This window comes from Arthrobacter sp. NPDC097144 (assembly GCF_044762205.1).
Classification (GTDB): domain Bacteria; phylum Actinomycetota; class Actinomycetes; order Actinomycetales; family Micrococcaceae; genus Arthrobacter_B.
The window spans coordinates 65,206-89,716 of the sequence record NZ_JBIWDW010000009.1; the positions used below are offsets into that span (position 1 = coordinate 65,206).

A 24,511-nucleotide genomic window follows, 5' to 3' on the forward strand; every position below is an offset into this window, starting at 1 on the left:
CCTTCTCCGGTTCCGACATCGGTACCCTAGCTGCGTTCCGGGGCCTCTGCGGTTTCGGCATCTTCCGAGTCCGATTCTTCGTCGTCGTCCTCTTCCATGGGATCGCCGTCGTCTTCGCCGGTCCACACTTTGATAATCGCCCAGGTCACGGCGGCAATGGGAACCGAGAGGATGGCACCGACAATGCCGGCAAGGATGGTTCCGGCGGTCAGGGCCAGCAGGATCACGAGGGCGTGGATGCTCAGGGTCCGGCCCATCACCACCGGCTGCAGGAAGTTGCCTTCCACTTGGTTGACCAGGATGATCACGATGACGACGATCATCGCCACCACCGGACCGTTGGCTACCAGGGCGATCAGGGCCGCCAGCACTCCGGCAGCCGTGGCACCCACCAGCGGAATGAAGGACCCAACAAACACGATCACTGACAGCGGCAGGGCCAGCGGCACCTGCAGGATGAACAGGGCAGCACCGATGCAGATCGAGTCGACGGCGGCCACAATGGCGGTTCCGCGCACGTATCCGCCCAGCACTTCCATGGCACGGGTTCCGGACAGACGTGCCTTTTGCAGCCGTTCGCCGTGGAACCAGCGAAGGATGAAGGCCCAAATCTTCTCCCCGTCCTTGAGGAAGTAGAACAGGACCACGGCCATCAGCAGGAACCCGGTGACAAAGTTGGTGGCCACGCCGATGCCGGCCAGTGCACCGTTCCCCACGGTGGAACTGGTGGCGAAACTGATCGCAGTGTCACGGGCGTTTTCGATGGTGGCGGCGTCATGCGGGATAGGGCTGTCCTGGATCAGTTCATAGAGCTGATTGAAGCCATCCACTGCCTGGTCCACCAGCGAGCTCCACTCACTGCGGATAGCAAAGACGATGCCCGTGATGAGCCCGCCGAAAACCGCCAGCAGGAGCAGGAAGGACACCCCGGTGGCGAGGGCGCTTGGCCAGCCCTTGTGCCGAAGCCAGTTCACGAACGGAGCGATGGCTGCGGCCAGGATCAGGGCCAGCAGCACGGGGATGACCACCAGCGTGATCTGCAGCAGCCCGTAAACTGCCACGCCCACCAGGAGCAGAACCAGCAGGATCTGGGCGGAACGCTGGCCGGCATGGCCAAGGGTGCCGCTCCAATACCCGTTGGGAGTTTCCCGAGCCGATCCGCGCTTGAGGGTGGACGGTGTTCTGGGCATGTCTGATCTTCCTGTCTGCGGAACCGGGTGAAGAGTTGTTCTAGCTGTTTTCGGTGGTGCTGCCGCCGTCGGCAGGTTTTGTAGTCTCCGGAGTATCCGGCACGTTGCCGCCGGCGGCGCCTGGTTCGGCAGCAGCAGATCCGGACAGGCTGTCCCTCACATGGCGGCGCATCACCTTCCCGATCAGCGAGCGCGGCAGATCCGGGATTTGCACGATCCGGCGGGGCACCTTGTAGGCGGCGAGTTCATTGCGGACGTACTCGCGGAGGTCTTCGGGGTGGAAATGCGCGTCCTCCTTCAGGACCACTGCCGCCACCACGTCCTCTCCCCCGCTGGCCCGGCCAATGCCGACGACGGCGGCGTCGGCAATGCTTTCATGGCGCATCAGGGCTTCCTCCACCTCGGTGGGAGAAACATTGAAGCCGCCGGTGATGATCAGTTCCTTGATCCGGTCGCGGATGGTGACGAAATGGTCTTCATCCACGGTGACGATATCGCCGGTCCGGAACCAGCCGCCGTCCAGCAGCGCAGCGCTCGTTTCCGCCGGCTTGTTCCAGTACCCCTGGAAGACCTGGGGTCCGCGGATCAGCAGTTCCCCCGGTTCGCCCTGCGGACGGTCAATGCTTGGATTTTCCGGGTCCACAACGCGGATATCCGTCAGCGGGAACGGCACGCCCACTGTCCCGGACTTCCGGGTGGGGCCCATCGGATTGCCGAGCGCCACCGGTGAGGTTTCGGTCAGGCCGTAGCCTTCGATCAGGAGCCCTCCGGTGGCTTCCTCCCACACCTTGACGGTGGACGCCGGCAGGTTCATGGCACCGGAAATCGCGTGGCGCAGGCCCTTCAGCGATATGCCCTGTTCCTTGGCCCCGGCCGCAATGCGGTCATAAATGGGCGGCACGGCGGGCAGGAAGGTGGGAGGCGATTTCTTCACCGCCTTCAGCACCAGGTCTACATCGAATTTGGGGAACAGAACCAGTTTGGCGCCGAGGCTCATGGCGGTGGTCAGGCACAGCGTCAGCCCGTAGGCGTGGAACATGGGCAGGACGGCGTAGAACGTTTCCCTGCCCGGACGCAGCCCGGGCACCCAGGCCCTCCCCTGCGCAGCGTTGGCCACCAGGTTGGCGTGGGTGAGCATGGCGCCCTTGGGGCTGGAGGTGGTGCCGCTGGTGTACTGGATGGCGGCAAGGTCCGACGCCGCAGGGCGGGGATGCCGCCGGGGCAGCGGCCTGTTGTTCAGCAGCTTCTTCCACCCGACCAGGCGGCGGGGTCCGGCAGCCGGAGCTTTGGATACGGTCAGGGCACTGCGGGCCCGGCGTGCAGCGGGCACCGGAAGTTTCAGGGCGAGCCGGTTTTTCAGCGGCATGCTGTCGATGAGGTTCACCGAAATAATGGTGCGCAGCGGGATGTCCTCCGGAAGCGCCTGCAACCGGTTCACTGCCTGGTCCCACGCCACGGCAACGGTGGCTCCGTGGTCTTCGAACTGGTGGCGCAGCTCCCGGTCGGTGTACAGCGGGTTGTGCTCAACGACGACGGCGCCCAGCCGCAGGATCGCGTAGAACGCCACAATGTGCTGCGAGCAGTTCGGCAGCACCAGGGCAACCCTGTCACCCTGCTTCACTCCGAGCTTCTTTAATCCGGTAGCCGCCCGCCGGATCTGCTCGCCGAGGGCCTGATAGCTCGTGGTCGCACCAAAGAATTCAAGGGCGGGCTTTGAGGGGTACTTCCGGATTGATTCGTCCACCATATCCACCAGGGATCCCTCCGGCAGGCCGAGGTCTGCAGGGACCCCGGTGCTGTAGTGGCGGGTCCAAGGCCGCGGGAAGCCTGCCGAGGCTGAAAGCTTAGAAGTACTCACGTCTCCGACTTTAGCCGCTGGGCGGAGGCCCTCCTGCCGTGGCCCGCCCGATCCGCTGCCAAAAATGTCTCCCATTGACCGCATCCCGCCTTCCTCTGCCCACTCATTATTCCCGGCTGCATTCTCGGCTACACTGTTAGGTTGAAGGGGAGTAGCTCCGGCCCTCCCGCATCATCCATGGTAGTAAACGCACGCAGCAGCGAATGCGTTTCAGGTCCGGGGTGGGCGGGCAGCCGAGGTCTGTCGACATACTGGCCGCCGTTGTGCGGCCCGGCATTCCACCCGCAGTGTTCAACGCACGGGCGAGCGAGACCTTCGGTCAGTTTTGTTACCAACTGACCGGAGCCTCCCGAAAAACTGCTCCGGTCCCCGCATCAGGAGCATTGTGAACACCCACCCCGCAGATGAGCGCTTCTCAGGTTCCGAGCCGCCGTCGTCGTCCGACCTCAAACGGTGGCGGCAGTATCTGGCGGATGAACGCGCCGAGGCAGACACCTACCGTTACTTGGCTGAGCGCCGTGAGGGCGAAGAACGCGACATCCTGCTGGCACTGGCCGAAGCTGAGGGCCGCCATGAGGCTCATTGGCGGGAGCTGCTCGGAGACGACGGGCGCCGCGAGGTTCGAGCAACCCTCCGCAACCGGATGCTGGCCTTTCTGGCCCGGCGCTTCGGATCGGTCTTTGTACTGGCCCTGGCCCAGCGCGCCGAAGGCCGCTCCCCCTACTCGCAGGATCCCCATGCCACCAGCGCCATGGCGGCGGATGAGCAAATCCATGAGGAAGTGGTCCGCGGCCTGGCCACCCGCGGACGGACGCGGCTCGCCGGCAATTTCCGGGCAGCTGTCTTCGGTGCCAATGACGGCTTGGTATCCAACCTGGCCCTGGTGATGGGCATCGGAGCCACCGGTGTGTCCAGTGGTTTCATCCTCTTCAGCGGATTGGCCGGCCTGCTGGCCGGCGCGCTGTCCATGGGCGCCGGCGAATACGTGTCGGTGCGTTCCCAGCGTGAGCTGCTGGAAGCCTCCCGCCCCACCCAGATCACCCTGGATGCCGCGAAATCACTGGACATCGACGCCAACGAACTGGTGCTGGTCTACCGGGCACGGGGCATGACAGCTGAAGCAGCCGAACACCGGGCAGCTGAACGGATGGGACTGTACAGCTGCGACTGCGACCCGAGTTTTTCACTCAATCCCGAGGCTGAGGATGACGGCGGCGACGACCACGAAACCGTGGGAACCGGACTCGGCGCCGCAGTATCGAGTTTCTGCTTCTTTGCTTCCGGAGCCATCATCCCGGTCCTGCCGTACATCTTCGGGCTTACGGGTGTGGCCGCCGTCGTCCTTTCCTGTGTCCTGGTGGGCCTTGCCCTGCTCATGACCGGCGCGGTGGTGGGCCTGCTTTCCGGTGCCTCGCCGCTGAAGCGCGGACTGCGCCAGCTGGCCATCGGGCTGGGCGCTGCCGGCGCTACCTACCTGCTCGGGCTCCTCTTCGGCACCGGGGTGGCTTAGGCTTCCCCCATGAATATTTCCGTGCCTGTCCTTCCGCTGCGCAGCGGAGCCGCCATTCCGCAAATCGGATTGGGCACGTGGCCCCTTGACGACGACGAGGCCGCCCGCGTCGTGGAGACCGCCGTGGGCCTGGGCTACCGCCACTTCGACACCGCCGAGAACTACCGCAATGAAAAGGGGGTGGGCGCGGGGCTGCGCCGCAGCGGAATCGACCGCGCCGATGCTTTCATCACCACCAAGTTCAACAAGGAATGGCACAGTTACGACGGCGTTCGCAGGGCTTTGGACGCCTCCACGCAGCGGCTGGGCACGGAATACGTGGATCTGCTGCTGATCCACTGGCCCAATCCGGGGCTTGACCAGTACGTCGACGCTTTCCGCGGCATGCGCGCCGCACAGGAGGAAGGCCTGGTGCGGGCAGTGGGGGTCTCCAATTTCAAGCCCGCCCATCTGCAAAAGCTCGCCGACGCCGGGCTGGTTCCGGAAGTTAACCAGGTTCAGCTCGACCCCTACCGTCCGCGCCGTGACGTGCGCGCAGCCAACGACGAGCTGGGAATCGTGACTGAAGCCTGGAGTCCGCTGGGCAAGGGCACTTCCCTGCTGGAGGAAGCCCTGTTGAAAGACCTTGCGGCCAAGTACGGCAAGACTCCGGCCCAAGTTGTCCTGCGCTGGGATGTCCAGTCCGGCATCGTCACCATTCCCAAATCCGCGAACCCGCAGCGCTTGGCGGAGAACCTGGACATTTTTGATTTTGAGCTTGATCCCGGGGAAATGTCCGCCCTGGAAGGTCTGGAAACGGGGCTCCCGGTCACCGATTCGGACAGCTTCGGCCACTAGGACAGCAGCCCGCTGCACCGTCACTTCCGGTCAAAGCCACTGCACCTTTTGCTGAGGGACGGGTGTGTCTTCTGCCACCGCCCGGCCGCCGGAATTGGCGTAGAACCGCGCTAACGTGCCCTCGCACTGCTTGGCCGGCCGTCCATGCATTTGACTTGAAAGCCCAGCCGGGAAACTCTGATAATGACTACGAGTCGTTACGTACCAGGTACGGAAGAACGCAGAAGAGGGGCAGCGTCGCTTTCATCACCCGGTAGAGCCATGCCCGCAGAACCATTGGACGCAGAGTCCACGTCTGCGAATCCGCTGATGAGCCGCCTCGTCCCAAGCCGCCCGTCCACTCCCTGAGGAGCCGGGCACTTCTTCCGTTAACACCAAGGAAGGCCTATGGCTAACATGACTGATCCCAACCCCTTTCCGGGGCAGGGCGGGGAAGGACGCGGCGGAGCGAACCTCCCTGACGCAGCCCCCGGAACAGCTTCACTGCACGGCTATGATCTGCCCGCAGCGACCATTGAAGCAGACGTAAACCCCGACCAGGAGCTGCTGCAGCAGCTGCGGGAAACCGAGCGTGCGCACGAAGCAGCGCGCAGCACCGAGACTCCGGCCCGACTGGACAAGGTTCTCTTCGGCATCACCGGCGCGCTGGCCATCGCCTTTATCCTCTGGGGTTTCTTCGGCGGTGATTCCCTGGCGACCTCGTCACAGGCCGCTCTGGACTGGGTCATGACCAATACCGGTTGGCTCTTTGTGCTCCTGGCGTCCTTCTTTGTGGTCTACGTCCTGTGGCTGGCGCTGGGCCGATTCGGAAACATCCCGCTGGGCAAGGATGACGAGGAACCGGAGTTCACCACTCTGTCCTGGATCTCCATGATGTTCGCCGCCGGCATGGGCATTGGCCTCATGTTCTACGGGGTGGCAGAACCGCTCTTCCACTATGTGTCGCCGCCCCCGGGCACCGTGGACGGGCAGACACCCGAAGCCCTGCGCACGGCGATGGCCACCTCCATGTTCCACTGGGGCCTGCACCCGTGGGCCATGTACGCCATTGTCGGCATTGCCATGGCGTACGGAAGCTACCGGCTCGGCCGCAAACAGCTTATTTCTTCCACCTTTACCTCGCTGTTCGGCAGGGCACGGGTGGACGGACCGCTTGGGAAGCTGCTGAATATCTTCGCCATCTTCGCCACCCTGTTTGGCACCGCAGCCTCGCTGGGACTGGGCGCACTCCAGATCGGCAGCGGACTTGAGTCGAGCGGCTGGATGGGAACGGTGGGCACGCCGATCCTGGTGGGCATCGTCGCCATTCTGACGGCCTGCTTCGTGGCCTCAGCCATGTCCGGAATTTCCAAGGGCATCCAGTGGCTCTCCAACATCAACATGGGCTTGGCCCTCCTTCTGGCGATTGTCGTCTTCATTGCCGGACCCACCCTCTTTATCCTGAACGTGATTCCCTCCGCCATTGCCGACTATGCCGGCAACATGGCAGAGATGGCTTCCCGGACCGAGGCCGTGGGTGACGAATCCATGCGCGAATGGCTCTCCGGCTGGACCATCTTCTACTGGGCCTGGTGGCTGTCCTGGACGCCTTTCGTGGGCATGTTCATTGCCCGGATCAGCCGAGGCCGCACCATCCGCCAGTTCGTGACCGGCGTCCTGCTGGTGCCGTTCGTGGTGACGGTTCTGTGGTTCTCCATCTTCGGCGGAGCCGCCATCGGCACGCAGCAGAGCGCGGCACCGGGAGAGGCGGACGCCCTGACAGCGGCCGCAGGATCCGACGGCGCGCTCTTCGAGCTGCTCGCACTGCTGCCCATGCCCAACCTCATCGCCGCCGCTGTTGGAGTGCTGGCAATGGTCCTGGTGGGCATCTTCTTTGTCACCGGAGCGGATTCCGCCTCCCTCGTCATGGCCTCCCTGAGCTCCAACGGCTCGGAAAAGCCGGCCCGCGCAGTCGTCATTTTCTGGGGCATCCTGACCGGCGCCGTCGCCGCGGTCATGCTCATGGCCGGTGGCGATGATCCATCGGCAGCTCTGGGAGCCCTGCAGCGCATCACCATTGTGGCGGCCCTGCCGTTCGCCATTGTCATGCTCCTCATGACCGTGGCGCTGGCCAGGGACCTCAGCCGCGACCCCATGGCCCTGCGCCGCGAGTTGACCAAGTCAGTGGTGCAGCGTGCCATTGCCGCCGGCGTGGACGAGCACGGCGGATCAACGTTTGACCTGTCCACCGTCGAGCACGACACGACAGCGCACGACGTCGTACCGCCTGCCACGGTGCCGGCGCCGCCCGCACCGACAGAGAAATCAGCAAACGGGGACACGCAGAACCCGGGCCGCTAACTCCGTCGAGCTGGTTGCCACACTGAAGCAACACAACAAAAAGGTTCCGGCCGCCGCATCCTGCGGCGGCCGAAACCTTTTGCATTACTCGGGCCGCCCTTACCGAGCCGAACCGCGAAGCTGTGCTTCCACCTCTTCCAGGCTCTTTCCCCGGGTCTCGGGCATGAAGCGCTTCACGAAGAGGATGGCGCAGATACCCAGGGCCACGAAGATGAAGAACGTGGAGGAGATCCCCAATCCGGCCATCAGCACCGGGAAGCAGAAGCCGACGGCGAAGTTCGCCATCCACTGGACGAACACGGACAGGCCCATCCCCAGACCGCGGACCCGCAGCGGAAAGATCTCCGCAATCATCAGCCAGGTCACCGGTGAAATGGAGCCCTGCTGGAAGGCAAGGAACAGCACGGTCAGGGACAGCACCACAAAGCCGCGCGCAGTTCCCTCGGGCATGGTGATGGAGGCAACTCCAATCAGCAGCAGCGTTGTGGAAGTGCCGACCAGCCCGGTGATGAGCATAGGCCGCCGTGCCACCTTGCCCAGCAGCCAGATGCCCAGGATTGCCGCGGCAACTGACACCACACCGTTGGCGATGTTGGCGGTGAGCGCGGCCTCGGTGCCGAATCCGGCGTCGGCCAGGATTTGGGTGCCGTAATACACAATCGCGTTGACGCCGGTGATCTGCTGCACCACTGACATCCCCATGCCGATCAGGAGCACCCGGAACAGCCAGGGCTCGGCGAAGTCCTTCAAGGACCCGTGACGGGTGGTTTCCTCGGCGGCCAGGGCGCGGACGCCGTCGTATTCGGCCTGTGCATCTTCGGAGCTGCGGATTTTATGCAGGACGGCCATCATCTGCGGATAGCGTCCCTTCGCGGCAAGCCAGCGCGGGCTTTCCGGAACAAACTTCATGCCGATCCAGAGGGCAATGGCCGGCAGCGACGCCGCGGCAAGCATCCACCGCCAGATATGGTCTTCTCCGCCCCACACATTGCCGATGCCTGCATTAACGGTAAAGGCAGCCAGCTGGCCGGTGACAATCATCAGCTGGTCGCGGGTCACCATTTGTCCGCGCCGGTTGGCGGGGGCAATTTCGGACAGGAACATGGGCACGACGGCGGAGGCGCCGCCCACTGCCAGGCCCAGCACCACGCGGGCAACCACCATCAGGCCGACGGCGGGTGCTGCGGCAGTGCCCAGGGCGCCTGCGAGGAAGACCGCGGCGAGGACCATGAGCAGGCGGCGGCGGCCAAACCGGTCAGCCAGCTGCCCGGCGGCAAGCGCCCCGAATGCCGCCCCGAACAGCAGGCTCGACGTGATCAGTCCTTCGGTGAACGGGGTCAGTCCCAGGTCATCTTTCATGAAGGGCAGCGCGCCGTTGATGACACCCGTGTCATAACCGAACAGGAAGCCTCCGAGGGTGGCAATCCAGGAGGCACGCCCCAGCGCGCCGCGGTGGCGGTTGCGGCCCTGCCGGCCGGAGGGGGTTTCAGTTGCGGACATCACGTTCTTTCTGGATATAGCCAAGCGCACAAAAACCCCCGCCGGCCGGAAAAACTCCGGCCGACGGGGGCAGATGCGTGCGTATTAGAGCGCTGCGAAAACTTCGCGCAGCAGGGTGGCGGTTTCGGACGGCGTCTTGCCGACCTTGACGCCTGCAGCTTCAAGAGCTTCCTTCTTGGCCTGTGCGGTTCCTGCGGAACCGGAGACGATGGCGCCTGCGTGGCCCATGGTCTTGCCTTCGGGAGCGGTGAAGCCAGCCACGTAGCCTACAACCGGCTTGGTGACGTTGGCCTTGATGTACTCGGCAGCGCGCTCTTCGGCGTCGCCGCCGATTTCGCCGATCATGACGATTGCCTTGGTCTCGGGGTCAGCTTCGAACGCAGCCAGGGCGTCGATGTGCGTGGTGCCGATGACGGGGTCGCCGCCGATGCCGATTGCGGTGGAGAAGCCCAGGTCCCGCAGTTCGTACATCATCTGGTAGGTCAGGGTGCCGGACTTGGAGACCAAGCCGATCGGGCCCTTGGAGGTGATGTTGTTGGGGGTGATGCCAACCAGGGCTTCGCCCGGCGTGATGATGCCGGGGCAGTTCGGGCCGATGATGCGCGTGATCTGGTTGCCGTTCTCGTCCACCTTGGACTGGGCGTGGGCCCAGAACTCGGCGGAATCCTGCACGGGAACACCTTCGGTGATGACGACGACGAGGCCGATGCCGGCGTCGATCGCTTCCATGACGGCGTCCTTGGTGAAGGCCGGCGGCACAAAGACGATGGAGACATCGGCGTCGGTCTTGTCCATGGCCTCGGTGACGGTGCCGAAGACGGGCAGTTCCACGTCGCCGTGGGTAACGGAGGTACCGGCCTTGCGGGCGTTAACGCCGCCGACAACCTGGGTTCCGGCCTTGAGCATCAGGGCGGTGTGCTTGGTTCCTTCGCCGCCGGTGATGCCCTGAACGATGACCTTGGAGTCCTTGTTCAAGAAGATAGACATAAGGGGATTCTCTTTCTAAAGGTTCGACAGGCTCTGGATCAGCGAGCGGCGTGAGCGAGCTCGGCAGCCTTGTCGGCGCCTTCGTCCATGGTGGTTGCCAGCGTGACCAGCGGGTGGTTGGCCTCGGCGAGGATGCGGCGGCCTTCTTCGACGTTGTTGCCGTCCAGACGGACGACCAGCGGCTTGTTGGCGTCGTCGCCCAGGATTTCCAGGGCCTTGACGATGCCGTTGGCGACGGCGTCACAGGCGGTGATGCCACCGAAGACGTTGACGAACACAGACTTAACCTGCTCGTCGTTCAGGATGACGTCCAGACCGGCGGCCATGACGGATGCCGAGGCTCCGCCGCCGATGTCCAGGAAGTTGGCGGGCTTCACGTTGCCGTGCTTCTCACCGGCGTAGGCGACGACGTCCAGCGTGGACATGACCAGACCGGCGCCGTTGCCGATGATGCCTACCTGGCCGTCGAGCTTGACGTAGTTCAGGTCATTGGCCTTGGCCTTGGCCTCGAGCGGGTCCGCTGCATCCTTGTCTTCCAGCGCGGCGTGGCCGGGCTGGCGGAAGTCTGCGTTTTCGTCCAGGGATACCTTGCCGTCGAGGGCAACGATGTCACCGGCTCCGGTGCGGACCAGCGGGTTGACCTCCACGAGCGTGGCGTCTTCCTTGACGAAGACGTCCCACAGCTTCAGGATGGCGTTGACGACGCCTTCGCGCAGCTCAGGCGCGAAACCGGCGGCGTCGACAATCTCTTCTGCCTTTGCCTGGTCGATGCCCACGGCGGGGTCAACGGCAACGCGGGCCAGGGCGTCGGGGCGCTCCACGGCGAGGACCTCGATTTCCATGCCGCCTTCAACCGAGCACATGGCCAGGTAGTTGCGGTTGGCGCGGTCCAGAAGAACGGAGAAGTAGAACTCCTCGGCAATGTCCGCACCCTGTGCGATCATCACGGTGTTGACGGTATGGCCCTTGATGTCCATTCCGAGGATGTCGGAGGCGTACTGGAACGCCTCGTCAGCGGTCTTGGCGACCTTGACGCCGCCGGCCTTGCCTCGGCCACCGACCTTGACCTGCGCTTTGACGACAACTACGCCGCCAATCTTCTCGGCTGCAGCTTTTGCTTCTTCAGGAGTGTGCGCCACGATTCCGGCAAGCACGGGTACTCCGTGCGCCTCAAACAGATCGCGCGCCTGATATTCAAACAGGTCCACGGGCTAGTGTCCTTCTACGTCGAAGTAGGTTTACATTCGATCAAATGATCGCAGAAGCAGATGCGTCACGCCGGTCTGCCTCTCTGGGAACTTTAGTCGCTTGCTGTCCGACGCCGTCCCCAGAGTACCCCTTTAGTGATTAAGCGCACAGTTCTATGGTTTGTAGAAATTAGGCACCGTGAGCTATGAGGACGGAGCATACCGCAAGCGTCAGGACTCTTTGGTCAGCGGCGCGTACCGCAGCAGGAGGCGCTTCTCACCGACGTCGAACTTGACCTTCGCTACGGTCTTGTCTCCGCTTCCTTCCACCGCGAGCACGGTCCCATGCCCAAAGGACGTGTGGTTGACCTTGTCCCCCGCGGACACGGCAATGACTTCCTTTTGCGGCTGGACCCGGCCGATGGCCTTGGCAACGGGCGCGGCGGAGATGTTGCCGCCGGTCCCGGAGCCCGACGCCGACCCGGCGCCCCAGTGCGAGCCGCCGTAGCGGCTGGAGCCGGAACCGGTGCTTCCGCCCCAGGCGGGGCGGTCCATCCCTTCGCGCTTCCAGTCAATGAGCTCCCCCGGAATTTCGCCGACAAACTGGCTGGCCGGGTTGTACTGGCTCTGCCCCCACATGCTGCGCACTTCCGAACGCGTGATGTACAGGCGTTTCCGGGCGCGGGTCAGGCCCACATAGGCCAGCCGCCGCTCCTCGGCCAGTTCCGCCGGGTCGGTGGCGGAGCGCTGGTGCGGGAACAGTCCCTGCTCCATGCCGGTCAGGAAGACCACGGGGAATTCCAGGCCCTTGGCGGTGTGCAGCGTCATTAGGGTGACCACGCCCTGCCGCCGGGATTCCTCCACCGCAGCAGCAACTTCCTCGGCTGATCCCTCCGGGGCGTCGGGAATGGAGTCGGCGTCGGCAACCAGGGAAACCTGTTCCAGGAATTCGCCCAGCGACCCCTCGGGATTGTCCTTTTCGTATTCGCGGACCACGGCCACCAGCTCGGCAAGGTTTTCCACCCTGGATTCGTCCTGGGGATCTGCTGAAGAACGCAGCTGGGCCAGGTAACCGGTCTGTTCCAGCACGGCTTCCAGGGCGGCAGAGGCGCCGGAGCCGTTGGCCACTTCGGCCAGATCATCGATGAGCTTGACGAACCCGTTGACCGCGTTCAGTGACCGGGTGGCCAGCCCGGGTGCCTCGCCGGCCCGCCGCAGGGCTGCCATGAAGGAAATGCGTTCCCGCTCGGCCAGGGCCGCCACGGAGTATTCGGCACGGTCGCCGATCCCGCGTTTGGGCTCGTTGAGGATCCGGCGCAGGTTCACGACGTCGTCGGAGTTCACGAGCACGCGCAGGTAGGCCAGCGCGTCCTTGATTTCCTTGCGCTCGTAGAACCGGGTGCCGCCCACCACTTTGTAGGGCAAGCCCACGCGCACCAGGACGTCTTCCAGGGACCGTGACTGTGCGTTGGTGCGGTAGAAGACCGCCACGTCGCCCGGGCGCAGGTTCTCTTCGTCCTGCAGCCGGTCGATTTCCTCGGCAATAAAACGGGCTTCTTCGTGCTCGTTTTCGCCAACGTACCCAACGATCTTTTCGCCGTTGCCTTCGGCCGTCCACAACCGCTTTTCCGGCCGGTTGGGGTTGCGGGAAATGACGGCGTTGGCCGCGTTGAGGATGGTCTGGGTGGAGCGGTAGTTCTGCTCCAGCAGGATGGTGCGGGCCCTCGGGTAATCCTTCTCGAAGTCGTTGATGTTGCGGACATCGGCACCGCGGAAGGCATAGATGGACTGGTCCGAGTCGCCAACGACGGTCAGCTCGGCAGGCGGAATGTCCAGCGTGTTGCCTTCCCCGGGCACACCCACCAGTTCCCGGACCAAGGCGTACTGGGCGTGGTTGGTGTCCTGGTACTCGTCCACGAGGATGTGGCGGAACCGGCGGCGGTAATACTCGGCCACTCCGGGGAAAGCGCGGAACATGTACACCGTCTGCGCAATCAGGTCGTCAAAGTCCATGGCATTGGCTGAGCGCATGCGCTCGGCGTAGCCCTTGTAGACGTCCGCCACGGCCTGCTCGAACGGATCGGCGTAGTTGGCGGAGGCGGCAAAGGACTCCTCATCAACCAGCTCATTCTTCAGCGCGGAGATCTTATGCATGATCATCTTGGGAGTGAAGCGCTTGGGATCCAGGTCCAGGCCCTTGGCTACCAGGGTGATCAGCCGCAGGGAATCGGCGGAGTCGTAGATCGAGAAGTTGGAATTCATGCCCACGGTCTTCGCCTCGCGGCGCAGGATGCGCACGCAGGAGGAGTGGAACGTGGAAATCCACATGGTCTTGGCCACCCCGCCCACGAGTGCTTCGATGCGCTCACGCATTTCCGCCGCGGCCTTGTTGGTGAACGTAATGGCCAGGATCTGGCCGGGGTTGGACCGGCCGGTGGCCAACAGATAGGCAATCCGATGGCTGAGCACCCGCGTTTTTCCCGACCCGGCGCCGGCAACGATCAGCAGCGGCGAGCCGGCATGCTTCACGGCTTCCTCCTGCTGCGGATTCAGGCCGTGCAGCAGTTCCGCCGCCCGCTTCTCGTCCACGCGGGAGGCAGCCCTGTGGTGCTCCGCACCGAAGGAACCGGCCGGTGCCGCATCCGTCTTCACGGAGTCGGTTTTGGCAGCGTCGGTTTTGGCAGGGCCGGTCTTGGGAGAGTCGGTTTTGGCGGCTGAAAAGTACGGATCAAAAAGATAGTCCATGGTGTTCTTAAGTCTAGGCGCTGGCACCGACCATTTCCGGCGGCCCCGGCCTGCGCTGCAGCCGGCCGTCCGGACCCGGCTGCGGCGTCAGGCAGAAGCGGACGCGAGCGCGTCGCGGATTTCTCTGACCGCTGAAGCCGTTCCGGCGATGTGCCAGCGGAATCCGTTCACTTCCTCCACAGCGGTGCTTCCGCCGGCAGCGCGCACAATGGCCTTGCCCGGCAGCCAGTCCCATTCCGGGCAGCTGTGCTGGAACCAGGCGCCCAGGCGCCCGGAAGCTACCCCGCCAAGATCGCAGGAACCCGATCCCAGCATGCGGATGGTGGCAGTCCCCGAGGCCGCAGCCGTCCAGGGGCCGGCCACCTCGGGGCGGCGGAGCCAGGTGGGATGCAGATACGTTCCGGCGCTGAGCCGGTCCAGGGAGGCATCGTGAAGCGGCGGCATCGGGGCCCCGTTCAGCGTGGCGGGACGCCCCTGTCCCCCAACCCACAGCTGATCTTCCTGCGGCTGGTAGATGGCTCCAAGCAGGACGTCCGGGTCTCCGTCGAGAGATTCCGGCTGGTCTGCTTTCAGGGCAATCGCGGAGCACCAGTAGGTGGATCCGGCAAAAAAGTTGTAGGTGCCGTCCACCGGGTCAATGACCCAGGACCGGCCCGAAGTGCCCTGCACGCTTGCACCCTCCTCCCCCACGATCCCGTCGTGCGGCCGAAGCCTGCGCAGCTGCTCCACAACAAGTTTTTCCGCGGCGTGATCCGCCGCTGTCACGACGTCGGACACGCTGGTCTTGGCGGTGGCTGTCAGTCCCGCCGAACGCATGCGCAGTGCCAGGGCACCGGCTTCACGCACCAGATCAGCGGCCAGGGAAAAGTCATCCTTCGTGGCGGTAACGTTCATGCCGACAGCCTATCTGCAGCCCCCTGCGAACCAAAGGAAACGGGCCGGAGCGGCGCACCGGCGTCGGGCCGGGCTGCCTCCGCGCCGCAAAGCTGATGAAGACAAGCGGCGATACCCTTATAGGCATGGGAAAAACTCCGGCACAGCGGGCAGCGAAGCACGGCTCCGAAGCGGCAATGCCTCCGCATCTTGCACAGACCACAGCTCCCCGCTCTCCGCAGCAGACCAAGTCCAACGCGAATCTGCTCCTGGCGGCAGCTGTTGCCACCACCTTGTTTATGTTCTTCTACCTGCACCTCATGGTGCTGGAGCAGATGACGCAGCTCTCCAACGGCATGGCCATGCCGGATTCGCTGGTGGGCGGTTACAGCATGGAGTACCTGGCTGACCTGCGCTCGGTCATGGACGTGGATGCCCTGGGCCAGCTCAGCTACGTCCACAAAACAGCGGGCACCATCTTCCCCCTGATGTTCGGGTTTACCTGGCTGCTGATCATCGGGCTGAACGCCCGCGGCCGGATCAGGCGCTGGGTCCTGTGGGCGGCCCCGATCCTCTTTGTCATTGTCGACCTGTGGGAGAACGTCGCCATTGATGCAGCCTTGGGCACCGGAACTCTGACCAGTGCCGACGCCACGCTGGCCAGCGCCCTGACCATCGCCCGGTGGGTACTCTTTGCGCTGAGCCTGCTGGCTGCTGTTGTTGCCGTGTTCGGCCGACGCGTTCCGAAGTCTTCCCAGCGGCTCCCGCAATAGGCAAGGCGGACGGAGTCCAGCCCGGCGGAGCTACTCGGCCGGGCTTTTCGCCGCCGCAAACCCCTTGGTGAGGCTCCCGGCGACTCCGGCCAGAAGAACGTATGCCGTCATTATCAGCACCCTGTAGGCTCCGTCGCCGAGCGAATCGCCAAGCATCGTTCGTCCAGCGAAGATGAACCCCGAAGCGCCGAGACAAAGTGCAGCCAAGGCGAACCAAAATACTCTGCGTTTCGACACGTCGCTGTCTTTCACTGGATACTCCCTGCGTTTGAAGGATTTAGCGGCCCAAGGCCTTCCGGGCAATTTTTTCAGATTCGAACGGGCCGAAACCTATGGTACTCGCCGCCAGAACCAAGTTGTCATTGAAAACGAGAATAGCTGAAGTATCCCTTGAACCGCCCGTATGAGACCAATAACCGTCACTGGACAACCATCCCAGTGGCAAACCTTCCACTGAATTCGATTTCCACCAGGTACGGGATGCTTGCCCATATGCCGCCAACGCGTCCAGCGTGCCCCAAAGGCCTCCGGCACCGATAAAAGCACCGTCGCCGAGCGACCAGGGCAATCTCTTTCGTCCCAGTACACTTTTAAGCACCAGCCCTCCCTCCGGAGGGCTGACGTAGACCCCTTCAGAAATTCCCATGGATTTCAATTGGGTGGCCGCGAGGTCACTCCAGTCCGACCCCGATGCCTCCTCCAGTAGCAGCGTCAGAAGTGCATATCCAAGATTTGAATAGGATACGGAGGCCGGATCCCCGGGACCATCAACCGCAGCCCAAACAGATGGCAATTGATCCGCTAGCCGCTCCCTCGTCATTCCCTTGTACGGATCTTTCCTGTCGTTCATACCCTCAGGCATCCGGGGGAGACCCGAGGTGTGGCACAAGAGAGACATCGGCGTGACCCAGGCCGGAGCCTCCGCCAGGCGGCTCGATTGGGCGGCCACCGGGAGAACTAGGTCAATCGCGTCCTCCAACGCCAGCCTCCGGGCAATACTTGCGGTAAGAGTCTTGGTGATGGACGCCCATTCAAAGGGTGAGTCGGCGCAACTTTCAGGTTTGACCCAGCGGATCTCATCCTGATCCTCGCCGATGAGCAAACATTGCTTGAGGGATGGGACAGCTCGCAGTTCAGCCATTGACGCTCCGCTCTGTATTAGTCCTAATAATGGAAACCAACCCTCACCAACCTCAATTCGCCATGGGCTCCGTGGCACCCATTTCCTTGGTCGTCACGCGGGAATCCGAGCCTTTGAATTTGTCGATCAGATTGGTTAGATGACGATTGACGAAAACTGTATCACATGCGAACATAATCAATCCGAATGACGTCAGCCCCATTACCACCATTATGCTGATGTGAAAAGTCATCATCAGAATCACTGCAGGCAATCTGGCTTGCCGGAAGAGCATCAGGAAGGGAAATAGCACCTGGGAGAGCACTGTGACGTAAGACCCAATGATACTGGGAAACGCAAAGTGGAACAGCAGTTCCAAACCGGGCAGGTGATACTCAGGATTTCGCAATACGTAATACAGTGCAGTACCGCTTGTCCACATCTCGCCCTGCATCTTAAAAGTTCCGGCAATAAAGTAGACGATACAAATTTGTACGGCAATAAGAATGATTCCAGTGTTATGACTGAGATTCAACAGCCACGGCAGGCTGTGCCGCCGGAAAAGTGCTTTCCGCCTAGGAAGGACCCTGAACCGCTCGAAGCACTGCGTCAAAATCAGAAACAGGCCACAAATATACATAATGTTGTCACCGCCGTCACCCAAAAGCGGATTTTGCGAAAACACGCTCCACGTCACCACATACTGCAGCACCAGCATGGGCTTGCCGCCGATGCCAAGCATGGTGAGCCCTGCCACGAGCATGGCCGCACCATAGAGGACCTCGAAGGCAGCCACGGATTGGGCTAGGTCAAAGACACTCCAAGAGTCCTCACCTCGCCACTGTGCGTTGAGCTCGGGTGACGAAAACAGACCTGTCGGTCCGAAGAAAAGGTGCCGGTCAGTCCAACTTGAGACCAGCAGGGCGAAGGTTGTAAGTCCGTAGACGCAACGAATAAAGCCGACTGCCGCCGTCGCGTGCCGTGCTTCCAGCATCCAGTCCAGTCGCCCGCGCACTGACCCGGCCCATGAAGCGACAACATCATTTGGCATTGATCCACTCCGAATCGATTGTTGTGACAACCCCTTCTGCATCCCAGTCCCGGCGTTGTGACCAGCCAGGATAATCATGAAATACGTAACGGACGCGAACGGAGTCAACGTCCCCCGGGCACTTATTCACATCCAGCCTCCTAGCGGCATACTCGGCGAGTAAGGCCTCCGAGGCAGCCACGTTACGGTCACTCAACTCACGGGCGTATTCATTCACTTCCTCTGCTTGGTCGCTGGTCACATCTTTGTCAATGATTTTTTGCACGACCTCGTCGGTTTCGAATCGACGGGAAATGCCGTTGCTGATAATTCTGTGTTCACGGCTCGGGAACAAACGTGTTCCTTGCAGCTCGGCAACCAAGTTGGAAGTTATGTCCTCGTAGGCGGTTTCCGTGCCGTTCCCGCATCTCATTTGAGCCAAAAGTCCGCGCTCCTGAGCCAGTGGATCGGGTGCGAACAACTGCCAGTTCTGCGAAAAATATGGGCTGTAGAGCGAAGTTATGCGCGGAGCCAGGGCCACTTTGATGGGATTCGACGGCCCGGTGACAACCAGAGTCATGCCTGTGTAAGCCGCAACTCCCGTCAAAGCGGCGGCAGCAAGCAGATAGCGGGGACGAAATTTCATGGGAGGCTGTCTTTCCTTATGAACGCTGAAAGGCCCTCGCGCCGCATGCGCGGGGACCTTTCAGCTCGGAGGATATTGAGAAATCCCCGACTAGCGGTCGAAGGCTTGGTCCTGGTTGAACGACTTGGTGTCTTCAACCGGTGAGCTGGCGAGGAAGGAACCCCAGCCAAGCACCCTGCCCACCTCACGCGGTGCTGTGCCTGCCTTAAAACCCGAGTACATGGCCCGGCCAACGTTAACTGCCGCACCGAAGATATGCGGCTGCGCGGCATCCGGCGCAGCTGCTGTGGCCGGGGCGGCTGTGGCATAAATCTGGGAATCAGGACTGGAGTGCGTTACGGCATTGGCAGCGGCCGGCCCTGCAGCCAATGCACCAATAGCTACAGCAGTAATAGCAACCATACGAATCTTCCGCATATACTTTCTCCCATCATTTATATGTTTAGCCCGGTCATACAGCATCCCCGGACCCTGACCAAGAGATATTTACAGGCCTCTTGCAAAGTGTCAAGGATTCGGAGTTAAGTACTTGCTTGCACTATTCGGAAGCATGAACTTTGAGGTGTGGGGGTTTCGGAACGCAGTCGGTTCTACTATGATTCCGCTAACCACGGCAATTGAGGGATTACCGGCTTTTGAATGACTGAGTTACGGGCGACGCTACCGTCGTTGCCTCCTCACGGAAATACCGCGTGAGAAATTGCCTAGCCCGGGTGTCATTTGCCCGCAGGGTGAGCTCCAGAGGGGGAATGCAACCATTTGGCAGTGCCTCAAGACAGCGAAAACCCGGGTCGGTGAGATGCATTCCCGACGGGAGTTATGCGCCGGACACGGAACGGGAGAGGGCCCGCCCGGTATCGTCCGGACGGGCCCTCTCACAAAAGCTGCGTCGCTTGCCTTACGTTTCTATTGCCGTGCCAGTGGCTGCTGCATTACCGGACATCGGCCCGGTGCGCACCGGAGGGTGCCGGCATGGACACTGCGTCCGAATCATCCACGGCCGCGCCCTCGTGCCGGCCGCCCGTTGTGTCGCTGGACTCCGGCTTCGACGGCCACCAGAACTTCTCCCCGAGGATGAAGACCAGCGCCGGAACAATCACGGTCCGCACCACCAGGGTGTCCAGCAGGACACCGATGGCCACGGTAATGCCCACCTGGGTCAGTGTGACCAGCGGCAGGACACCCAGGACGGCAAACACGGCCGCCAGCAGGATGCCGGCGCTGGTGATCACGCCGCCGGTGGAGCGCAGGGCACTGAGCATGCCCGGCTTGGTGCCCATGGTCATGGCGTTCTCACGTGCCCGGGTGGTCAGGAAGATGTTGTAGTCCACACCCAGGGCCACCAGGAAGATGAAGGAGTACAGCAGGGTCAGTGTGTCCAGCGCAGGGAAGCCCAGCACGTTCACGAACAGGAACCAGCTGATGCCCGTGCTCGCAACATATGTGAGCAGCACGGATGCAACCAGCAGGACCGGCGCTACGAGGCTGCGCAGCAGGACCACCAGGACCAGGAATACCAAGATGATGACGGAGGTGACCACCAGCGTCAGGTCATGCTGGTTGGCGGCGAGCTGGTCCACGCGTTCGGCCGCTTCCCCGCCCACCAGGGCTTCGTATTCAGGGGTTTCGGCCAGCTGATCGCGCAGGTCAACGATGAAGGCATTGGCGTCCGCCGTCCCCGGTTCGTAGCTGTCCACCACATCGATGCGGGTGATGCCGTTGTTTTCCCCGGCTGCCTCAGCGCTGGAAACGCCCTCCACAGCCGCGAGTTCCTCCGCCGCTGCGTCCGCCGTGTCGGAGGCGACCAGGACGGTCACCGGCGAGGTGGAGCCGGCGGGGAAGCCCTCGGCGAGGGTTTCGGCGGCCGTGACCGCCTGCGGCTTTTCAGTGAACTGCTCGTTTTCGCTCAGCCCGATTTGGACATTGAACAGGAGACCGCCGGCAGCGAGCAGGACGACGACGGCGACTGCGGCAATGCGCTTGGGCGCCCGTGCCGTCATTTCACCCAGCTTGCCCCAGAACTTTCCTTCGCGGGCAGCGTCCCCCACCTTGGGCACGAACGGCCAAAACAGCTTCCGTCCCAGCAGCACCAGTGCCGAGGGCAGGATGAACAGCGCGCTGAGGATGGCCAGGACAATGCCGGTAGCCGCGGAGAAGCCCAGGCCGCGGTAGCTCATGGTGTCGGTGAAGAGCAGGACCAGCAGGGCCAGGATCACAGTGCCGCCCGAGGCGATGATCGCTTCCCGGGTGCGGGTCAGCGCCTTGCCCATGGCGGCGTACTTGGATTCGTGAATGCGCAGCTCTTCGCGGTAGCGGGCAATGAGCAGCAGCGCGTAGTTGGTGGCGGCACCGAAGACCAGCACACTGGTGATGCCCACAGCTGAGGGGTCAACGTCGATGCCCACCACCGGCGCCAGCAGGTCCACAACCTTCAGGGCAGCCTGTTCGATGGTTGCCACTACGGCCAGGGGAACCAGCCAGAGCCACGGGGACCGGTACGTGATGAGCAGCAGCAGCGCCACCACGCCGGCGGTGACCGTCAGCAGGATGAAGTTTGCGCCGGAAAACACGCCGGCGAGGTCTGCGGTAAATGCCGCTCCGCCGGTGAGCTCGGCCTTGATGCCTTCCGGTGCGGCATCCGAGATGCTCCCGCGGAGGCTTTCCACTTCAGCTGCCACCGCGTCGCCGTCGTCGGCCGCGGCCTGCAGCGTCACCGGTACCAGGCCTACGAGCTTGTTCTCCGACACGATCGGCGGAACCTGGGGAGGCGGACCCACGGCCCCAAGTTCCGCGGCCGCAGCATTGATGTCTGCAATCGCCGCCTGGTCAGCGTCCGTCAATGCGGCGCCGTCTTCACGGGACACCACGATCAGCGCGGTGGATTCCTGGGCATCAGGGAACTCTTCGAGGAGTTCGTTGACCTGAGTGGTCTGGTATTTGTCACTCAGCCCGCCAACCGTGCTTGCTTCGTTTTCCTGCGCCGGCAAAGCAAAGAGGCCAATGACGACCGCAAGGCTCAGCAGCAGCGTGATCCAGGCCGCTTTGGCCGACTTCACTATCCCTGCGTACATGCTCGCTCCTGGTTGCGTAATAAAGTATCTCCTGCAAAAAGTATCTCACTTATAGAGATACTTCAATCTCGAGTTACCATAGGATCGTGGAAAACGATGATCTGCGGCGAAACATTATTAATGCCATCCGCGGCATGGGACTGGACGGACAGCGGGTTGCTGACACCTTTGCGCACCAGCAGGGGCTCAACAACACGGACATGCGTGCGCTGACCCTCATCATGGAAGCCGAGGTCCGGCATGAGGCACTGACGGCAGGACAGCTCAGCGCGAAGCTCGGCACCTCCTCCGGCGCCACCACAGCAGTCATCGACCGGTTGGAGCGGATCGGACATATCCACCGAAACCGGACCCATGCGGACCGCCGAAAAGTGACACTTCACTTCGAGCCCCTGGCCATGCAGATGGCAGGCGCCTACTTCGGACCGCTCGGGGCCCTCACCGCTGAGGTGATGGACCGTTACACCACCGAGGAACTGACAACCATCCACCGGTTCATGGAAGACATGCGCTCGGCCTACGCCGCCCATCAAGCCGCACTCGAGCAGGCCGAACCGCAGGCACCGGACACGTCACCCGAACAACACACGCCCTAGCGCCTGCGCCAACCCGGCCACAGAAACAGGTAAGCTGATAACCGCCTGCCGGCCAGCCCGGCAGTCCGCCCTCGTAGCTCAGTAGGATAGAGCGGCCCTCTCCTAAAGGGCAGGTCGTCGGTTCGATTCCGGCCGGGGGCACCACCTCTTTAAAGGGCGCTTCCGCCCGGGAAGCCCTGTGTACAAGGAAGCCCTTTTACACGGGCCACCCTTGTACACAGGCCCCTAGCTGCGGACCTCATCCGCGGCGGCATCCACCGTGGTTTCCACGGCGAACTGCGTCCCGTGCAACTCCGCGTAACGTCCACCCAGCTCCAAGAGTTCGGCATGCGTTCCCTGCTCAGCGATGCGCCCTCCTTCGATGACCAGGATCTTATCCGCGTTGCGGATCGTGGACAGCCGGTGGGCAATGACGACGGCGGTCCGACCTTCCAGAGCCTCACCCAAAGCGGCCTGCACCGCGGCTTCAGAGGTGGAGTCCAGTGCCGCAGTTGCCTCGTCAAGAATGACGATCCGCGGCTGCGCCAGCAGCAGCCGCGCAATCGTCATGCGCTGGCGCTCTCCGCCTGAAAGCCGGTAGCCGCGCTCCCCCACCATGGTATCGAGGCCGTCCGGAAGGGACCGGATGAGGTCTTCAAGGCGTGCACGCCGAAGGGCATCCCACACCTGGTCCTCGGTGGCATCGGGATTGGCCAGCAACAGGTTGGACCGGATGCTCTCATGGAACAGGTGACCGTCCTGCGTCACCATGCCCAAAGCCTGGCGGATGGAGGCAAAACTGACATCGCGCACATCGGTGCCGGAAAAACGCACCGCACCGGAATCGACGTCGTACAGGCGGGAAAGCAGCTGCGCGATGGTGGATTTGCCGGCGCCCGAAGTGCCCACCAGGGCAACCGTTTGGCCGGGCTCCACCCGGAACGAAATTCCGTGCAGTACTTCCTCCCCGCCGCGCGAATCCAGCACCGCAACATCCTCCAGGGAGGCCAGCGACACTTTGTCAGCAGTGGGATAGGCGAACCGGACGTCGTCGAATTCGACGCCCAGCGGACCGTCCGGAACCGGAACCGGGTTTTCCTTCTCCTGAATGAGCGGCTTGAGGTCCAGGATCTCGAACACCCGCTCGAAGCTGACCACCGCGCTCATGATTTCCACGCGGGCGTTTGCCAGCGAAGTCAGCGGTGCGTAGAGGCGCGTCAACAGCAGCGCCAGGGTCACGACGTCGCCGGTGTCCAGATTGCCGGTCAGCGCAAAGTAACCGCCCAGGCCGTAGACAAGTGCCAGCGCGAGCGCTGACACCAGCGTCAGCGCGGTGACAAAGACGGCCTGCATCATGGCCATCTTTACGCCGATGTCCCGCACGCGGGCGGCACGGACGGCAAATTCAGTGGACTCCTGCTCCGGCCGGCCAAAGAGCTTCACCAGGGTGGCTCCGGGTGCGGAGAACCGTTCGGTCATTTGGGTGCCCATGGAAGCGTTGTGGTTGGCAGCTTCGCGGCGCAGCGCCGCCAGCTTCCCGCCCATGCGGCGGGCCGGAATCAGGAACACCGGCAGCAGCAGCATCGCCAGAACAGTCACCTGCCACGAGGTGTTGAGCATGACGATGAGCGTCAGTGCCAGGGCAACAACGTTGCTCACCACCCCGGAGAGGGTGCCGCTGAAGGCCTGCTGGGCGCCGATGACGTCATTATTGAGCCGGCTGACCAGTGCCCCCGTTCGCGTGCGGGTAAAAAAGGCGATCGGCATTTTCTGGACATGGTCAAACACTGCTGTCCGCAGGTCCAGGATGACCTGTTCGCCGATGCGAGAGGAGAACCAGCGGGTAGCCAGCGACACTCCCGCGTCCGCTACGGCCACTGCGGCAATGAGCAGGGCCAGGCGGATCACTGTTCCGGTGGCGGAGCGGTCCACGATGGCGTTGACCACTTCACCGGCCAGCACCGGAGTGGCCACGGCAAGGAATGCTCCCAATGTGGACAGCAGGATGAAGCCGATCAGCTGCTTCTTATAGGGAGCTGCGAACGCGACTATCCGCCTGAGAGTCTCCCGGGAAATCTTGTTGGTGCCGCCCTTGGCGCTGGAGATCTTATGAAGGGAACTCCACGCCGCGCCTTCCATGCTCATGATGAGTCCTCCGTTGTCGTCACTGTCCAGCTTAAGCCTCGGCACTGACACGGCATTCCGAATGTGCGCTGGTACACTTCCATTCGCCGCCTGTCATCAGGAACCCGGCAACTGACGAAAGGCT

General features: G+C 62.9%; 18 protein-coding genes and 1 tRNA gene. 6 read left to right on the plus strand and 13 right to left on the minus strand.

Annotated features, from left to right (window positions below; all coding sequences use genetic code 11):
• Window positions 1-26: 26 nt before the first annotated feature.
• Both ACIQXM_RS17340 and ACIQXM_RS17345 read right to left on the minus strand, forming a co-directional pair.
• Window positions 27-1,190: an AI-2E family transporter gene (locus ACIQXM_RS17340; protein ID WP_400933734.1), complete on the minus strand. Its 1,164-nt coding sequence runs from the start codon at window positions 1,188-1,190 to the stop codon at window positions 27-29.
• Window positions 1,191-1,230: 40 nt separating this feature from the next.
• Entirely contained in the window at window positions 1,231-3,123 is a 1,893-nt protein-coding gene (locus tag ACIQXM_RS17345; RefSeq protein WP_400933736.1) for a long-chain-fatty-acid--CoA ligase, read from the minus strand.
• Between the two features lie 310 nt (window positions 3,124-3,433).
• On the opposite strand from ACIQXM_RS17345, the gene ACIQXM_RS17350 reads away from it, so the two are divergent.
• The 3 genes from ACIQXM_RS17350 (at window position 3,434) to ACIQXM_RS17360 (ending at window position 7,735) form a co-directional block, all read left to right on the plus strand.
• A complete protein-coding gene (locus tag ACIQXM_RS17350) occupies window positions 3,434-4,558 on the plus strand; it encodes a VIT1/CCC1 transporter family protein (RefSeq protein WP_400933738.1) in 1,125 nt (374 codons plus the stop codon).
• A gap of 9 nt (window positions 4,559-4,567) precedes the next feature.
• On the plus strand, window positions 4,568-5,395 hold the full coding sequence (locus ACIQXM_RS17355) for an aldo/keto reductase (RefSeq protein ID WP_400933739.1): 828 nt from the start codon (window positions 4,568-4,570) through the stop codon (window positions 5,393-5,395).
• A gap of 396 nt (window positions 5,396-5,791) precedes the next feature.
• Window positions 5,792-7,735, plus strand: a complete 1,944-nt coding sequence (locus ACIQXM_RS17360; protein ID WP_400933997.1) for a BCCT family transporter — start codon at window positions 5,792-5,794, stop codon at window positions 7,733-7,735.
• 99 nt (window positions 7,736-7,834) lie between these two features.
• Here ACIQXM_RS17360 and ACIQXM_RS17365 read toward each other — a convergent pair whose 3' ends face one another.
• The 5 genes from ACIQXM_RS17365 to ACIQXM_RS17385 all read right to left on the minus strand — a co-directional run bounded on the left by ACIQXM_RS17365 (window position 7,835) and on the right by ACIQXM_RS17385 (window position 15,048).
• Window positions 7,835-9,265: a sugar porter family MFS transporter gene (locus ACIQXM_RS17365; RefSeq protein ID WP_400933741.1), complete on the minus strand. Its 1,431-nt coding sequence runs from the start codon at window positions 9,263-9,265 to the stop codon at window positions 7,835-7,837.
• A gap of 54 nt (window positions 9,266-9,319) precedes the next feature.
• The gene (sucD, locus tag ACIQXM_RS17370; RefSeq protein ID WP_400933744.1) at window positions 9,320-10,222 is read right to left on the minus strand and encodes a succinate--CoA ligase subunit alpha; all 903 of its coding nucleotides are present in this window, start codon (window positions 10,220-10,222) and stop codon (window positions 9,320-9,322) included.
• 38 nt (window positions 10,223-10,260) lie between these two features.
• Window positions 10,261-11,430 carry an ADP-forming succinate--CoA ligase subunit beta gene (gene sucC / locus ACIQXM_RS17375; protein WP_400933747.1) on the minus strand — a complete coding sequence of 390 codons (1,170 nt, stop codon included), beginning with the start codon at window positions 11,428-11,430 and terminating at the stop codon, window positions 10,261-10,263.
• A gap of 210 nt (window positions 11,431-11,640) precedes the next feature.
• A complete protein-coding gene (pcrA, locus tag ACIQXM_RS17380) occupies window positions 11,641-14,154 on the minus strand; it encodes a DNA helicase PcrA (protein WP_400933750.1) in 2,514 nt (837 codons plus the stop codon).
• 87 nt (window positions 14,155-14,241) lie between these two features.
• Window positions 14,242-15,048, minus strand: coding sequence for an inositol monophosphatase family protein (locus ACIQXM_RS17385; RefSeq protein WP_400933753.1), 807 nt, complete (start codon window positions 15,046-15,048; stop codon window positions 14,242-14,244).
• Window positions 15,049-15,173: 125 nt separating this feature from the next.
• Here ACIQXM_RS17385 and ACIQXM_RS17390 point away from each other — a divergent pair, with 125 nt between their 5' ends.
• Window positions 15,174-15,800, plus strand: a complete 627-nt coding sequence (locus tag ACIQXM_RS17390) for a hypothetical protein (RefSeq protein WP_400933755.1) — start codon at window positions 15,174-15,176, stop codon at window positions 15,798-15,800.
• 277 nt (window positions 15,801-16,077) lie between these two features.
• Here the strand turns inward: ACIQXM_RS17390 and ACIQXM_RS17395 are convergent, their stop codons facing one another.
• From ACIQXM_RS17395 to ACIQXM_RS17415, 5 genes are all read right to left on the minus strand, one after another.
• Complete coding sequence (locus ACIQXM_RS17395) at window positions 16,078-16,941, minus strand: serine hydrolase (RefSeq protein ID WP_400933758.1); 864 nt, start codon at window positions 16,939-16,941, stop codon at window positions 16,078-16,080.
• 52 nt (window positions 16,942-16,993) lie between these two features.
• Window positions 16,994-17,971: an HTTM domain-containing protein gene (locus ACIQXM_RS17400; protein WP_400933760.1), complete on the minus strand. Its 978-nt coding sequence runs from the start codon at window positions 17,969-17,971 to the stop codon at window positions 16,994-16,996.
• On the minus strand, window positions 17,961-18,596 hold the full coding sequence (locus ACIQXM_RS17405; protein WP_400933763.1) for a DUF5819 family protein: 636 nt from the start codon (window positions 18,594-18,596) through the stop codon (window positions 17,961-17,963). The genes ACIQXM_RS17400 and ACIQXM_RS17405 overlap by 11 nt, the downstream gene beginning before the upstream one ends.
• A 90-nt stretch (window positions 18,597-18,686) precedes the next feature.
• Window positions 18,687-18,998 carry a hypothetical protein gene (locus tag ACIQXM_RS17410; RefSeq protein WP_400933764.1) on the minus strand — a complete coding sequence of 104 codons (312 nt, stop codon included), beginning with the start codon at window positions 18,996-18,998 and terminating at the stop codon, window positions 18,687-18,689.
• Between the two features lie 530 nt (window positions 18,999-19,528).
• Window positions 19,529-21,667, minus strand: coding sequence for an MMPL family transporter (locus tag ACIQXM_RS17415; protein ID WP_400933767.1), 2,139 nt, complete (start codon window positions 21,665-21,667; stop codon window positions 19,529-19,531).
• Window positions 21,668-21,753: 86 nt separating this feature from the next.
• On the opposite strand from ACIQXM_RS17415, the gene ACIQXM_RS17420 reads away from it, so the two are divergent.
• Window positions 21,754-22,263, plus strand: a complete 510-nt coding sequence (locus tag ACIQXM_RS17420) for a MarR family winged helix-turn-helix transcriptional regulator (RefSeq protein ID WP_400933770.1) — start codon at window positions 21,754-21,756, stop codon at window positions 22,261-22,263.
• A 67-nt stretch (window positions 22,264-22,330) separates the two neighbouring features.
• Window positions 22,331-22,407 (plus strand) — tRNA-Arg (locus ACIQXM_RS17425).
• Window positions 22,408-22,488: 81 nt separating this feature from the next.
• Here ACIQXM_RS17425 and ACIQXM_RS17430 read toward each other — a convergent pair.
• Window positions 22,489-24,387 (minus strand): ABC transporter ATP-binding protein, encoded by a 1,899-nt coding sequence (locus tag ACIQXM_RS17430; protein ID WP_400933773.1) that lies wholly within the window; start codon window positions 24,385-24,387, stop codon window positions 22,489-22,491.
• Between the last annotated feature and the right edge of the window lie 124 nt (window positions 24,388-24,511).